This window comes from Clostridium sp. UBA7339, from assembly GCF_002470865.1.
GTDB lineage: Bacteria > Bacillota > Clostridia > Clostridiales > Clostridiaceae > Clostridium_J > Clostridium_J sulfidigenes.
On the sequence record NZ_DKPI01000006.1, the window covers coordinates 463,289 to 479,375 of the forward strand.

12 protein-coding genes, 1 tRNA gene and 1 other annotated feature are annotated in these 16,087 nt (G+C 29.8%); of the genes, 2 read left to right on the forward strand and 11 right to left on the reverse strand.

Annotated elements, in window-relative coordinates; genetic code table 11:
* The first annotated feature begins 134 nt into the window (after nt 1–134).
* Nucleotides 135–1,865, forward strand: a complete 1,731-nt coding sequence (locus B2S02_RS05605; RefSeq protein WP_346920404.1) for a WG repeat-containing protein — start codon at nt 135–137, stop codon at nt 1,863–1,865.
* A gap of 96 nt (nt 1,866–1,961) precedes the next feature.
* Here the strand turns inward: B2S02_RS05605 and B2S02_RS05610 are convergent, their stop codons facing one another.
* The 3 genes from B2S02_RS05610 to hflX form a co-directional block, all read right to left on the reverse strand.
* Complete coding sequence (locus B2S02_RS05610; RefSeq protein ID WP_346848277.1) at nt 1,962–2,729, reverse strand: MerR family transcriptional regulator; 768 nt, start codon at nt 2,727–2,729, stop codon at nt 1,962–1,964.
* Between the two features lie 147 nt (nt 2,730–2,876).
* Nucleotides 2,877–4,211, reverse strand: coding sequence for a branched-chain amino acid transport system II carrier protein (brnQ, locus tag B2S02_RS05615; protein ID WP_346876425.1), 1,335 nt, complete (start codon nt 4,209–4,211; stop codon nt 2,877–2,879).
* Nucleotides 4,212–4,412: 201 nt separating this feature from the next.
* Nucleotides 4,413–4,682, reverse strand: a binding site (T-box leader).
* A gap of 78 nt (nt 4,683–4,760) precedes the next feature.
* On the reverse strand, nt 4,761–6,014 hold the full coding sequence (gene hflX / locus B2S02_RS05620; RefSeq protein ID WP_414632297.1) for a GTPase HflX: 1,254 nt from the start codon (nt 6,012–6,014) through the stop codon (nt 4,761–4,763).
* A 638-nt stretch (nt 6,015–6,652) separates the two neighbouring features.
* Here hflX and B2S02_RS05625 point away from each other — a divergent pair.
* Nucleotides 6,653–6,979, forward strand: a complete 327-nt coding sequence (locus B2S02_RS05625; protein WP_346920405.1) for a hypothetical protein — start codon at nt 6,653–6,655, stop codon at nt 6,977–6,979.
* Between the two features lie 101 nt (nt 6,980–7,080).
* Here B2S02_RS05625 and hcp read toward each other — a convergent pair whose 3' ends face one another.
* From hcp to B2S02_RS05665, 8 genes are all read right to left on the reverse strand, one after another.
* Nucleotides 7,081–8,721: a hydroxylamine reductase gene (gene hcp, locus B2S02_RS05630; RefSeq protein WP_346920406.1), complete on the reverse strand. Its 1,641-nt coding sequence runs from the start codon at nt 8,719–8,721 to the stop codon at nt 7,081–7,083.
* A gap of 208 nt (nt 8,722–8,929) precedes the next feature.
* The gene (locus B2S02_RS05635; protein WP_346848273.1) at nt 8,930–9,610 is read right to left on the reverse strand and encodes a Crp/Fnr family transcriptional regulator; all 681 of its coding nucleotides are present in this window, start codon (nt 9,608–9,610) and stop codon (nt 8,930–8,932) included.
* A gap of 34 nt (nt 9,611–9,644) precedes the next feature.
* A complete protein-coding gene (locus tag B2S02_RS05640) occupies nt 9,645–10,613 on the reverse strand; it encodes a lysylphosphatidylglycerol synthase domain-containing protein (RefSeq protein WP_346848272.1) in 969 nt (322 codons plus the stop codon).
* 183 nt (nt 10,614–10,796) lie between these two features.
* A complete protein-coding gene (locus tag B2S02_RS05645) occupies nt 10,797–10,967 on the reverse strand; it encodes an aspartyl-phosphate phosphatase Spo0E family protein (RefSeq protein ID WP_346890554.1) in 171 nt (56 codons plus the stop codon).
* Between the two features lie 158 nt (nt 10,968–11,125).
* Complete coding sequence (locus B2S02_RS05650; RefSeq protein ID WP_035133185.1) at nt 11,126–11,323, reverse strand: hypothetical protein; 198 nt, start codon at nt 11,321–11,323, stop codon at nt 11,126–11,128.
* A 166-nt stretch (nt 11,324–11,489) separates the two neighbouring features.
* Nucleotides 11,490–11,564, reverse strand: a tRNA-Glu gene (locus B2S02_RS05655).
* A 150-nt stretch (nt 11,565–11,714) separates the two neighbouring features.
* Nucleotides 11,715–13,031, reverse strand: a complete 1,317-nt coding sequence (locus tag B2S02_RS05660; RefSeq protein WP_346876419.1) for a 2-hydroxyglutaryl-CoA dehydratase — start codon at nt 13,029–13,031, stop codon at nt 11,715–11,717.
* 3 nt (nt 13,032–13,034) lie between these two features.
* Nucleotides 13,035–15,941, reverse strand: coding sequence for an acyl-CoA dehydratase activase (locus tag B2S02_RS05665; RefSeq protein ID WP_346920407.1), 2,907 nt, complete (start codon nt 15,939–15,941; stop codon nt 13,035–13,037).
* Nucleotides 15,942–16,087 lie beyond the last annotated feature (146 nt).

A 16,087-nucleotide genomic window follows, 5' to 3' on the forward strand; every position in this document is an offset into this window, starting at 1 on the left:
CTTTTAGTAACCTTTATTATGATATACCTATATGTAATAATTAATTCTTAATAATGTTAAACTTTATAAATTCATTGAAACATATTAAATAAACCTAAATACACTAATATTAAGTAATGAATAGGAGAGTATTTATGAGTGATTTCAAAGAATCTTGCGTAGATTTATATCCAGCTCTAACAAATACACAAAAAGGAAGCCTATATGGATATATTAATTCTAAAGGAAATTTTATTATATCACCTAGCTTTTCTACAGCATCAAGCTTCAATGAAAATAGATTAGCTATAGTTTGCAAATATAATAATTGTGGGGTTATTAACATTAATGGGGAATATGTAATTCCACCTATATATAATTCTATAGAACCCTTTGTTGAATCTAGAGCTGTATATGTACAAGGAGACATTATGGGTGTTATAGATGAAGGTGGAAAAATAATTACTAAAAATCCATATACCTTTATCTCTAGCTATAGTGATTCTCTAGCCCTTGTTAGTATTAAAACTTCTTCAGATGACCAACTATATGGTTATATAGATATGGATGGTAATGAAGTACTACCACCAAATTATTTGGAAGGTAGTGACTTTAAAAATAACTATGCACTAGTTAAATCTCGTGATGGTACCTATCAAGTAATTGATAAAAGTGGAACTATTATTACAACCTTTCCTTATAAATTTGTAGGTAATTATAATGAAGGTGTATTTACTTTTTCCGAAAGTCTAGGAGGGCTTATTGGTTATGTAGACATATATGGTCGTGTTCTTATAAAGCCTAAATTTACATCTGCTTCTCCTGTAAATGATGGATACATGGTAGTAAGCACCGCACCTAATTATAAAGGTAATTATGGAGTTGTAACTTTATCTGATCATATTCTATATCCTTTCATTTATGACGACATAAGATATGTTGGAGATAATAGATTTGCCCTAGGCATTTATCGTGGTAATAATGTTAATACTTCTTTTAATAGTATCTACGCGTTAGGAGACAACAAGGGCAATACCCTTACAGATTTTAAATTTTTAGATATTCAAAAATTTAAAAATGGATTAGCCTCTGCTTATAGTCTTGAAAATAGTTTCTTTATAGACCTTAGTGGTAGAATTGTTAGAAACTTACCTGTAGTTAAAGGAACTGGCACCTTAGAGCTTCAATGTGACATTGTTTATGGCGATATAGACTATATTCCTTATTACCTGAATACGAAGGGTGATATAATCTATAAACCCAATAATCGAATTAAATTAAATGATGAATATACTATACTAAAACTAAAATATAAGCCTAATGTAGATTATTTAGTATATTATCCTCAAATTAATCAGTCTACTCCATCTACAGTAATTGAAAACATCAATTCAAAATTAAGGGAATTGTGTGCTCTTAAGATAGTTGATCGTAATGAAGTTTTAGATTATAATCTCTATGGAAATTTTGAAACTTTATTCTTTAAAAAAGACTTATATATTCCAGAAATAAATACCTATTATTATCCTTTTGGCGCTGCTCATGGAATGACAGCTAGAAGCACACCAAATATTAACTTAAAAACTGGAGAGTTTTATTCCTTATCAGATTTATTTGATTGTACTACTCGTTGGATAGATGAAATAAATAAAATCATAGAAAATATGATAGAAACTGACCCTCAATATTCTTATGTATATGAAGATGGCTTTAAAGGTATTACTAGTAACCAGAATTTTTATGTAGATGAAGATAATCTATATATATATTTTGCACCTTATGAGATTGCACCTTATGCTGCTGGTTTTGTTACCTTCAAAATTCCTTTTGCAGATATAGATTCTCTACTTTGTAAAAAGGGAAGTTTTTATAACTCATTTAATTGATAAATAAGGGTGTCTCCAAAGCCTTACCTTAAGTTTATTTTAGTAAACTTATACTTTGGAGACACCCTTTCATATCCTTAAATTTTAATGTTTATATTAATATTTATCAGTTCCTGTATATATGAATATAGCATCCCTTAAAAAAGCTGCCATTCCTGGTTGTTTAGCATCATAATATGCTGTAAATCTTTCATCATCCACATACATTTGGGCAAGTCCTGCATGGGCTTCTTTACTGTAACTGCTCCAGTAATATTCTATCCATTTGCGATGTAATTCTGCTGTTTTCTGAGCTAGTTCTCCAGCTGGATTACCTGTTTTAAAAGCTGCTGATAAAGTATTCATAATTTCTTCTGCCAGGTTTGTTACTTCCTCATATTCTTTTTCTGACATATCTTTTACTTTTGCATTAGATTTATTTACTTCCTCATCACCATATTTTCCTCTTATTTCTTTACCGTATTTCTTCTCATTTTTATCTATTAGTTTTTGTTTGAACCCTTCAAACTTTTCTTTATTACTCATCTTAATTCCTCCTTTTTTGTTAGCTATGGTCTTTTCAACATTAGCTATTAACAAATCTATTTGTTTTCTTTTTTCAAGGAGTTTAAGGCGATGTTCTATAAGTGCATTAATCCCATCAAAGGAAGGTTCATTTATTATATTTTTTATATCTATTAAACTAACCCCTAATTCTCTATAAAACAGTATTTGTTGCAGTCTATCAAGTTCTGCTTGCCCATAAATTCTATATCCTGATGAATTAATTCTTGCCGGCTTAAGAATTCCTATTTCATCATAGTATCTAAGGGTTCTTGTACTTATCCCTGCTAACTTACCTAAATTTTGCACTGTATATTCCATATTCTCACTCCTCCTAATATTCAATATACAGCTTTACGTAACGTGAATGTCAACAGTTTTATTAAAATTATTCCCCTTATAATTTTAATATACTTATCCCATGTCTTTCTTCTAGATTATGTTGGAAATTATAGTTATAGAGTATTTTTATAATTCACTTACTTTACTATAGCTTATTTTTTCTTCAACTAACTTGTATACAGTTCCAAGTATTATACCAATTAGCGCTGGCACCACCCATCCTAATCCTTTAGAATAGAGCGGTAACTTGATAAATAAATTCACAATAAAGTTCCATTGTATTCCAACTTGCCCTAATGCATCAGCTACACTTATAATTCCCGTAAACAATATTGTTAATCCATATACCACTGTACTTCCATTAAAAAACTTATCTAGCATTGCAAGGACTATAAGCATTATTGCTATTGGATAAATTGCATTTAATACTGGTACTGATATAGCAAGAATTTTTGTTAATCCCATATTGGCAAGAATCATACTGGAAAGTGATAATATTCTAACCCAATTTTTATATGATAATTTACTATTTAATGCGGAAAAGTATTGACTACAGGAAGTTATAAGTCCAACACAGGTTGTAAGACAAGCTAATGTAAATATCACTGCTAACAGTACAGCACCTGGTTTTCCAAATATATAAGTCATGATATTTGTTAAAGTTTGTGCTCCATTTTCAGTAGTTCCAAATCTTCCTCCACTAGTTGCTCCTAGATGTGCCAGTATAGAATAAACTACTATTAATAATCCGCCTGCGCCTACACCAGCCTTTACAGATGTAGAGATAATTGCTTTTTCATCCTTAATTCCTTTAGATTTTATAGCTAAAGCTATAACTATTCCAAAATTTAAAGCGGCTATGGTATCCATAGTTAAGTATCCATCTAAAAAGCCTTTAACAAAAGGTGAATTTACATACTCTTCTGTGGCTACCCCATAACTACCTAATGGTCTGAAAATTGATGCTATAAAAATTAGTGAAATTAGTACTAATAGGATTGGTGTCAAAAACTTACCCATACGATCCACTAATTTAGCAGGGGTTAATGAAAGCCAATAAGCTACTGAAAAGAATATTAAAGTAAATATAAAAAGTGCCCAGATTTTTGATATGCTTTCTGGCAAATATGGTGCTACAGCCATTTCAAAAGGTAAACTTCCAGCTCTTGGAATACCTAAACAAGGTCCAATAGATAAATATATAAGTACTGTAAATACCCCTGCAAATAACGGATTAACTCTTTTAGCCAAATTATGTAGTCCCCCTGATTTAGCCACTGCAACTACTCCTAAAACAGGAAATCCTACTGCCGTTATAAAAAATCCTGCCATAGAAATCCAAGTTGCTCCCCCTGCTAATTGTCCTAGAAATGGTGGAAATATTAAATTTCCGGCTCCAAAGAATAATGAGAAAAGCATTAAGCTTATTAATACTAAATCTTTTTTTGATAAGTTATTCATTTTTATTCCCCCTCGTTTATGCTGTGAATTTTCTACTAGCTAATAATATCACCTTGTATATCCATAATATTCCCCCTTTTCAGTTTATTAGCGCCTTGATTCCCTTCTTTTAGCACTGATATACATCCAAAAGATCTTCTATGTCTTTGCTTTCTTACATTTTTAATTCTAATGTAAAATAAAAAACCCGTCCCTTGAAAAACAAGGGACGGGTTAAACCGCGTTACCACCCTAATTCTGTAAACAAATCTAAAAACAATACATTAATAGATTCAATTACAACACTTAGATACGTATCTAACAATACGCTTTTCTTTTAACGGTGAAAGACTCCGGCAAAACCTACTAAAATATTTCGGCGTTGCTTCTCAGAGATGATTTTCAGTTGTATATTGAACATTGGCTTTCAGCAAAATGCCAACTCTCTTTGGAACAAAAATACTACTTACTTTTTCTCTTCATAGAATTTCTTGAATTTATATGCTATTAATATTATATGCATATTGAACTTCTGTCAATACTTTTTAATATTTTTTAATTATTTTTAATTTAGCCTATTACATATTCCCTATATTTTTCATAATCTATATTGGAACACTCAATAGATAACTCAGTACCATCATTTCTATATTTTCTATCTATAACTCTTGCATTATCATTTAAATAAGATAACAAATTTCCTTTATCATAAGGTATAAACATATTACAATTTATATAATTATTAAATACCTTATTAGATATAGTTTCTACAAGTTTATCTATACCTAAATTTTTCTTTGCTGATATATAAACTCCATTTTTTTCAGTTAAATAATAATCTACTAAGTCAATCTTATTATAAACATAAATCATAGGAACTGATTCTGCTCCTATCTCTTTTAATGTTTCATTTGTTACTTTAAGATGATGTTTATAATCTGGATTAGAAATATCTACAACATGGAGTAATAAGTCAGCTTCACAAACTTCCTCTAGGGTAGATCTGAAAGCCTTTATTAAATTGTGTGGTAAGTTACTTACAAACCCTACTGTATCTGACAATAAAAATTTTTTATTATCATCTAACTTTATGCTTCTTATAGACGTTTCTAAGGTTGCAAACAGCATATCTTTTTCAAAAACCTTTTTTTCTTCACTATCTTTAAATGTATCTATCATACTATTCATAATTGATGATTTCCCTGCATTAGTATATCCAACTAAGGCTATTTGGGGCACACTAGACTTTCTTCTTAAGTTACGCTGTGTTTCTCTTTGATGTTTTAACTCTTCAAGTTCCTTGTTTAAGGCAGCTATTTTGGCCTCAATCTTTCTGCGATCAAGCTCTAACTTTTTCTCTCCAGCACCTTTGTTTTTTGTTCCTACACCTCCACTTTGACGACCTAAATTTTCATTAGCCCCAATTAGTCTTGGTAATAAATACTGAAGTCTTGCTACCTCTACCTGAAGTTTTGCTTCTCTAGTTTTTGCTCTTTCAGCAAATATACTTAGTATTAGTGCAGTTCTATCAATAACTTCACATTCAATAGCCTTTTCTATATTTCTTAATTGTGATGACGATAGCTCATTATTAAAAATTACTATGTCTACTTCTTCACTATTTACTAATGATTTTAATTCATCTAGCTTTCCACTTCCAATATAATGTGCCTTATTGATTTGTTTTGAATTTTGTACAAGCTCTCCTATAGCTTCAATATCACAGGCCATACATAAATTCTTAAGTTCAACCATAGATTCTTCAAATCCATTTTCATTATTTATATTTATTCCTACTACTATTCCTTTTCTTTCCATTTCCATAATCTCCTTTAATCATACTATTTAAGCTACTATAGTACGGATTCATGATTATAGAATTTTAACTTTAAAGTTTACTTCTTTAAAGAAATCTCCATGATATATACGGAGTAAATTCTACTATCTAAATCATATGTTTAGATAGCCACATTTAAGGCAACTCATAAATCCACCTTTTAGCCTCTTAATCTAACACTAAAAATTCCACTCTTAATTCTCATCTTACACGCCTCCATAACCTTGAATTATTTAATAAAAAAATACCTTGGCATAGAAAATTATCCATTTCTCTGCTCAAGGTATTATAATTACTTAAATAAAATATTATAAATTACATAAATAAAGCCTTAAATAACCCTATTATTATAAGCAGTACGGATTTTATTAAATTTCTTTAAAACTATAAATATTTTTTTCATTTCATACCGCTCCTTTTCTTTGTAATCATTTACCAATAATATAGCATACATTACTTAAGTTGTAAACATTATAATAAATTATTTTATTTCTTAGGTCTACAAAATTTATATTTTATATTTCTTACTGATAATCATTTTAATGAATTATTAATTGCAAATCACTTTCATTTTATGTATAATACATGTTAAATAACCATAAACTTACCTAGAGGAGGTAATAAAATGTCTGTATATCAAATAACTTATTATATAGCTGAAACTCATAATCATGAATGTGACCATAATCACCAGCATGATGAGAATTGCAACCACGACCATCATCACCACCATAGTAATCTGCCTAGAAAAATTAAATCTTTAGGGGCTTGGGCAAACATTATGCCAACCACATTTCTTTTACATACTGAAATGAATTCTAAGGATATAAAGCTAGCTTTAGATGAAGTAAAAGAAGATAATGAAATATTTTTCATTTCTCAAGTTACTTTGGATAATGATGGTTCTATGCATCCAGGTGCCTTAGCTTGGATTGAATCTCGTCTTAAGTAAAAGAAATATATACTAAATTAAGAGGTCCACTAGAATATTAATTTTAGTGAACCTCTTTTAATAGTTACATATTGGGCTTAATTATATATTTATTTTTTCAATTACATTTCCATGAACATTTTCATATCATCTTCTACGTTAGTTATTCCACCTATTCCAAAGTTTTCAACTAAAACATTAGCTACATTTGGAGATAGGAATGCTGGAAGCGTTGGTCCTAAGTGAATGTTTTTTACTCCTAAGTGTAGTAGAGATAATAAAACTATTACAGCCTTTTGCTCATACCATGCAATGTTAAATGCTATTGGTAATTCATTTATATCTTCTAACTCAAATACTTCTTTTAATTTTAAAGCAATTAATGCTAGTGAGTATGAATCATTACATTGACCTGCATCAAGTACTCTTGGAATTCCTCCAATATCACCTAAGTCTAACTTGTTATATTTATATTTCGCACATCCTGCAGTTAAGATTACCGTATCTTGTGGTAATGCCTTTGCAAAGTCAGTGTAGTATTCTCTTTTCTTTTGTCTACCATCACAACCTGCCATCACAAAGAATTTCTTTATAGCTCCAGTTTTTACTGCTTCTACAATTTTATCAGCCAAGGCTAATACTTGATTGTGTGCAAAGCCTCCAATGATTTCACCATGTTCAATTTCTATTGGAGCTTCACAAGTTTTAGCTAATTCTATCAATGCTGAAAAATCTTTATTTCCTTTTTCATCAGCTGCAATATGTTTACATCCTGTATAGCCTGCAGCACCTGTAGTAAACACTCTTGCTTTGTAGCTATCTTTAGGTGGTACTATACAGTTTGTAGTCATAAGAATTGGTCCATTAAAGCTCTCAAATTCTTCTGTTTGCTTCCACCATGCATTTCCATAGTTTCCTATGAAGTGTGAATACTTTTTAAATGCTGGATAGTAGTGAGCTGGTAACATCTCTGAGTGAGTGTATACATCTACTCCTGTACCCTCTGTTTGAATTAATAATTGCTCTAAGTCTTTTAAGTCGTGTCCAGACACAAGAATTCCAGGCTTATTACTTACTCCAATATTTACTTTTGTAATTTCTGGATGTCCATAGCTTTCAGTATTAGCTTTATCAAGTAATGCCATACCGTCTACTCCAACTTTACCAGTTTCTAATGTTAATGCTATATATTCATCTATTGTTATCTTATTATCTGCTGTTGCAGCTAAAGCTTTTTGCATAAATGCACATATGGCTTCATCATCATATCCTAATGCATTAGCATGTTTAACATATGCAGCTAATCCTTTCAATCCATAAGTTATCATTTCTCTTAAACTTCTAATATCTTCATTATCAGTAGACAGTACTCCTACTAAACCAGCTTTACTATCCATTTCAGCTTCTGTTTTAGCTGTCCATAATGCAGCGTCACTTAAATCTTCTTTATTGCTTAATTTTGAAAGTAATTCTTCCTTAAGATTTAAAGTTTCTTTAACCATTTTATAGAATACCGCGTCATCAAAATTTGCATTTGTAATTGTAGTGAAAAGATTCATAGTCACAGCTCTATTTATTATATTAGAAACAGTTACTCCTTCTTCCCTAGCTCTTGTAGCTACTTCTGATAATCCTCTTGAACTGTATATTAATAAGTCTTGAAGTTTTGCAAGATCAGGAGTCTTACCACAAACTCCTCTTACAGTACATCCGCTGCAACCAGCTGCTTCTTGACATTGAAAACAAAACATCTTATTCTCCATATTTAACTCCCCTTTATTTCTTAATAATATTTTTTACTTTGTTGATTTAATAATTGAATTCATTTGAACTATGGTCTTATTGTACATAAAATAAATGCAGGAGTCCGTAACCTATGTTACGAACTCCTGTGATAATATATTTTTTTTAATGTTTTTATTTACATTGTTTGTATTCCATATTTATTAATACTTATCTTTTATATAATGTTTAATTAAACATTTCTTCTTCTAAAGCTTCTATATCTAATATTTTTATATTGCTTCTATCAAAATCTATATATCCCATATCCCTAAGATTTATTAGCTCCCTTGACAATGATGGTCTTGGTATTCCTAAAGCTGCAGCAATACTTTCTTTACTTTCTTTTAATTTAATTGTACTATTCTTCTGTAGTTTCATAGCTTCTAATATGTAATTTATAACTCTATGCCTTATATTCTTAAAAGATATATTTTTAATTTTAGAATTTAGCATTAGCACTTTATTACTAAGAAGTTCTAAAAAATTCTCAAGAATTCTTTTTTCTCTTGAAAATAGTTCTAACATATCTACCTTATCAATGTATAATATACTGCATTGATTTAGTGCAATAACTGTTGCTGGATAATTCTCTTGCTTTGAAAATATTATGGCTTCTCCAAATACATCACCAAGGGTAAGTTTATTTAAAACTATATATTTACCACTTGGATATATCCTTTGAAGTTCAATGGTTCCTTCTAATATAAGTCCTATAGTACTGCATTCTTCTTCTTCATGGGCAATAATTTCCCCTTTATCATATTTATTAATATGATATTTTGTTTCCTCATAAATTTTTTTTAGATTCTCAGAATCAATTCCTTTAAAAAGGAAATTGTTTTGTAGTAATTTTAATATATCTTTCATTATTCATCCTCTTCTTTTATTGTATTAACTTATTTTATTCTCGTATATGATTACCTAATTTATTTGACCTTAATACTACTCTTCCTACCCATAGAATTACTCCAATAATCCAAGGTATTATAAAGTAATATAGTCTAAATAAAAGCGTTATAGATAAAGCTGAGTTAGGAGAAAACCCCAGAGTCTTTAGTCCTAGTATCGCTACTAAATCAAAGGACCCTACACCTCCTGGTATAAAGCTTATAAGTGCAGCAATACATGCTAATATATTTACTCCTGTAACCGATACAAAGCTTGCATCACCTTTAAAATATTTAGCTATGGTAAAAAACATCATACTTCTCACTATCCACTCACAGGTAGATAGAAGGGTTAATCTGACCTTTAAATTTATACTTCCTTCAAAGTATAAATTAAATTTTTCAAGTTTATTGCTTAACCAAGTGAACCTATCTAAAAAATAATATATAGGTAGAAAAGCACAAAATATTAATATTACTATCCAAAGCCACTTTTGGTTATGTAATAATGGATATATTTTAAATACGTCTAATACACCTAAATAGCACATAACTGATAAGCCCACTATAGTTGTAGGTATTAGTATCATATTAAAATTTATCATGTCCTTAGTATCAATATTTTCATCTTTAAATAAAACAGTTCTAAGTGTAGCTCCTGTAAGCCCTCCAAACCCTATTATGTCATTAAAGCTATGAGCAATCCATGCAACTACAAATACCTTAAACTTATTTATATTGTATCTATAATGATCAGCTAGTACTACATCATAAAAGCATAAAAACGATATAGATATAATTGCAGATATTAAGAATATTACAAGATATGTATTAGGTATATTTCTTAATATATCTAGAACCTGATTTATATCTATCTCCTTAAATATACTCCTAGCTTCATAAATTACAAAAAGCATAATTATTATGGGAATTAAAATCTTTCCTCCACTTTTCACTTTACTTTTTCTTTGATTACCACTCACATTATGTCCCCCTAATCCAATTTGAAAGCTAAATAAAATATATATATTTTACTTAGCTTATATTTTCAACATATTACCATTCTACTACTTATATGCATTAAAATCTATATTTTAGATTTTATAGATACTTTTATTTATTTTATCTCCTTGGAGGAGAGACTTTAGATCTCTCCAACTTTTGTTTTACTCGAGGATTTTTCTCAGTATTACATGATACTCATTTAAAACCACATCGAGTTTTTGGCTTGCGATGATTACTTCTGGATCTAGTAAATTAGTTTTTTCACTAATTAACTTTTGTAAATTTTGTCTCATTTCACAAACCCTTTTATCCATTTCATCAATTTTTCCCATATCGCCCCTCCTTTCGCTATAATTATAGCAATAAGAGGTTAATAACTTGAATATAAAATTAATTATTTTATAGGGTTATAAATGTTAAAACAAATAAAGCAAATCTACTTATTTATAAAGTAAATTTGCTTTCCTCTAGATATAATAATTTTAATATATTAATCCTCTAATGTGTTATAAAGATATCCTTCTCCCTTTTCTATGGAATTTTCTATAGACTCCTTGTTCCTCTTTGTATTAGCTTCACTCTTTAATTCATTATCACTAACCTTATTTCTTACTTCCCTTCCAAGATCTCTTTCTATAGTTCCTGGATTATTATTTAATAAAGAATGATGTTCACTTTTTAAATTCATAATCTTACCTCCTAAAATGTAATTTATATTATTATCTTCATTAAGTAAGATTCATATACTTATTTATATAATAGAAAAACTTAATTATTATCTATTCTTCATAAATTATTTTCAATATAAAAAATTAAAGGACTTAGCTATAATAGCTAAATCCTTCAATACAATATGGTAGCCTGTAGGGGGATCGAACCCCTGTTTCCACCGTGAGAGGGTGGCGTCTTGACCACTTGACCAACAAGCCTTATTAACAGTTTGATTACTTATTTTCTCTACCTGTTAATAATATCATACAATTTAATTTAATTCCATATTATGAATTATTTTATTATACAATAGATTTCTTAACATCTATTCAAATTTATAATTGAATAACTTTTTAAAGATTGTGGTTTTACACTAATGCAATTTCCTTATCTATATCACTATTAATATCTTTCGGATTGATATTAAGTTCCTTATGATCTAGTTGTTCCTTTGCAATGGCAAGCATAAGTTTAATTCTATTTTCCTGATTTACTCTAGTAGCACCAGGGTCATAATCTATAGGTACTATATTAACATCATGATGAATGTTTTTTATTTTTCGTACCATTCCCTTACCTACTATATGATTTGGCAAACATCCAAAGGGTTGAGTGCATATAATATTTTTATATCCTAAATTATTCAACTCTAACATTTCTGCTGTAAGAAGCCATCCCTCTCCCATATTATTACCATATCCAACTACACCCTTTGCTAACTTTTTAGTTTCTTTAAAGGATGATGGTGGTATAAAATCTGAATTTTCCTTTACTGAAGATATAAGTAAACTCTCAATTTTCAATAGGTAATTCATAAATTTTTGAACAATAAACTTAACTACCTTACTTCCACCATAAAGATTTATATTGTCTATTCTTTCATCTGTACAATAAAATACAAATCCAAGAATTCCTGGTATCATTACTTCACAATTCTGTGTAGCTAAAAATGCTTCTAAATCATTATTCCCTAAGCTTGCATATTTAATATATATCTCTCCCACTATACCCACTTTTACTTTAGGAGTTTTTTCAATTTTTATATTTGCAAAGTCTTTTGTTATGTTATCCATATTGGTCTTAATTTTTTTTAGAGAATAAGCCTTATTATTTTTAAATTGCAAAGTTAACTCTTCAATCCATTTTTTTATTACTTTATCACTTTCACCTTTACTTATTTCATAGGGTCTCACTTGATTGCTCAAATGCATCAAAAGATCTCCATAAATGACTCCTGATAACATTTTATGAACCATAGGCAATGTTATTTTAAAGCCACTATCTTTTTCCATTCCGGCTAAATTAAAAGAAATAACAGGAACCTGTCCATATCCAGCCTTTTTTAATGCCTTTCTAAGTAAGTATATATAGTTTGATGCTCTGCATCCTCCTCCAGTTTGAGTGATAATTAAAGCTGTTTTATTAATATCATACTTTCCACTATTTAAAGCATCTATCATTTGACCTATAACCAGTAAAGCTGGATAGCAAGTATCGTTATGAACATATTTTAGTCCTGTTTGTACTACTGATTCACCTTTATTAGTTAATAGTTCTATGTGATATTTACTATTTAGGAATACATTTTTTAAAATTTCAAAATGTATGGGTGCCATCATAGGCATTAATATAGTATAATCTTTACTCATTTCTTTAGTAAAGGTTACTTTATTTTCATTATCCATTACTTATTCACCCTCCCCTTGATGGATTGCTGCAAATAAACTACGAAGTCTTATTTGTATCGCTCCTAAATTAGTAATTTCATCTATCTTAATTTGGGTGTATATCTTATTTGACTCTTCTAAAATTTCTCTTACCTCATCGGTAGTTATTGCATCCACACCACAACCAAAGGAAACCAACTGAACTAAATTCATATTAGGCTTGTCTGTTATATACTTAGCTGCCTTATACAATCTAGCGTGATATGTCCATTGATTTAACACCTGAAGGCTCACCTTATCTACCTTATGAGAAATCACATCTTCAGATATAACTGCAGCTCCATAGCTATTAATATACTTATCAATTCCATGATTTATCTCACTATCTATATGATAAGGTCTACCAGCAAGGACAATTATATCTTTACCCTCCTTTTCTGCTTTCTCAATAATTTCTTCACCCTTTGTCCTTACTTTTTTTAAATATCTATCATATTCTTTGTAAGCAAGAGTAGTTGCTTCCTTAACTTCTTTTAAAGATATGTCCTTAAAATATTTTAACAATATGCTATGCATCTTCTTTGAAAAATCCTTAGGTCTATGAATTCCTATATAATCATAAATATAGGTTACCTTTGAAACATCTGGCATATTTCCTTGAATTACTTCAGAGTAATATGCAACTACTGGGCAGTTATAACAGTTATCAGCTGAACTATCTTGTATATTATAGGTCATGCATGGATAAAAAATTGTATCTACTCCACCATCTATTAGTGACTGTACATGTCCGTGAATTAGTTTTGCTGGAAAGCATACTGTATCTGATGGTATAGTTGTTTGCCCCTTCAGATAAATTTCTCTTGAAGATGGTTCAGATTTTTCTACTTCAAACTGTAAGGTTGTAAAAAATTTATACCAAAATGGGTATAATTCATACATGTTTAATCCCATAGGAATCCCAATTTTTCCTCTTTTACCTGAAATTTTAGGATAACTATCTAGTAAGCTTCTCTTATACTCATATATGTTGGACACTTCTCCATGATTTTTATTACTTATAGGTCTATCACATCGATTTCCACCAATATACTTTCTACTTTCTCCAAAGGTATTTATAGTTAATCTACAATGATTATTGCAAAGCCCACAGTTAGTCATTTTTACTTCATGATTAAAATTCTCTAATTCACTCTTATTAAGAATAGTACTTTTATCATTATTTTTTCCATGAGCATACAAAGCTGCCCCATAAGCACCCATAAGCCCAGAAATTGTAGGCCTAAGGACTTGTACATTTAATTCTTGTTCAAAGGCACGAAGTACAGCATCATTTAGGAAAGTTCCTCCTTGAACTACAATATTTTTTCCTAGAGACTCTGCATTACTGGCACGAATTACTTTATATAGTGCATTTTTAACTACACTAACAGATAATCCTGCTGATATATCTTCTATGGTAGCTCCATCCTTCTGCACCTGCTTTACAGAAGAATTCATAAATACAGTGCATCTAGAACCTAAATCTACTGGATTTTTAGAGAATAATCCTAAGTTAGCAAATTCTTCAACTGAATATCCTAATGCATTAGCAAAGGTCTGCAAGAAAGAGCCACAACCTGATGAACAAGCTTCATTTAAAAATATATTATCTATAGCTCCATTATGTATTTTAAAACATTTTATATCTTGTCCTCCTATATCAATAATAAAATCAACATTATTCATAAAATGTTTGGCTGCTGTAAAATGAGCTACCGTTTCTACCATACCATAATCTACCTTAAAGGCATTTTTTATTAATTGTTCACCATATCCTGTTGCTGCAACTGCTGAAATTTTAACTTCGGGATATGTGTTATATATATTTTCTAAGTATTCCTTAACTACCTCTACAGCATTTCCACTATTAGGTCTATAAATTGAAGATACAATTTCTTTATTTTCATTAATAGCAACAATTTTTATAGTTGTAGAACCAGAATCTATTCCTATAGTTATTGGTGATGCAATATCAATTTCATCCTTGACAAGCACCTTGCTTTTTTCATGTCTAAGCTTAAATTCATCATACTCTTCTTTTGTTTTAAATAGTGGTGGTGCCATAGAATAAGTTTCATCTTCACGATAATTATTTAAAGTAATAATCAAGTTATCTATATCTATCTTTTCACTAGCATAATAGGCTGCCCCTAAAGCTACATAATATAGTGAGTTATCTGGACACTTTCCTGTTAATTTCAAAGTTTTGTCAAAGGCTTTTCTCAATTCTGAGTTAAAGCTTAGTGGTCCTCCTAGATATAATACGTTACCTTTTATAACTCTACCTTGAGCTAATCCTGCAATAGTTTGATTTACAACAGCAAAGAAAATACTTGCTGATAAATCACTTTTAACAACTCCTTGATTTAGAAGAGGTTGAATATCTGACTTAGCAAAAACTCCACATCTAGAAGCAATAGTATAAATCTTTTTATAATCCTTAGCAGTCTCATTCATTTCGTCTAATGACATATTTAATAAAGTAGCCATTTGGTCAATAAATGCTCCTGTTCCACCTGCACATGAGCCATTCATCCTTACTTCCATACCATCCTTTAAAAATAGTATTTTAGCATCTTCTCCCCCTAATTCAATGATAACATCCACATCATCTTCTAAAGTAGTTGCAGCAATCCTTGTTGCATAAACCTCTTGAACAAAGGGTACCTTCCATTTTTCGGCCATACCCATAGCAGCAGATCCAGAAATGCTTAGTTCCATGGACTTCTCTCTTGGATACTTATCTCTAATTTTCTTTAGCAGTTCTGAAGTCTTTTCTTTTATTTTACAATAATGACGTTCATATGATTGATAAATAACTTTTCCAAAGTTATTTAAAACAACAGATTTAATTGTGGTTGAGCCCACATCAATTCCTATTTTCATAGTAAATCCTCCTAAATAAATGCCATACTATATAGCTTTTACCCTCTTAAAAATAACAATTAAAGATTTAGTTTTATAAATCTTCTACATATTATCTAAACACCATATTATACCATATTATTTACTAAATAACATATATTTAACTA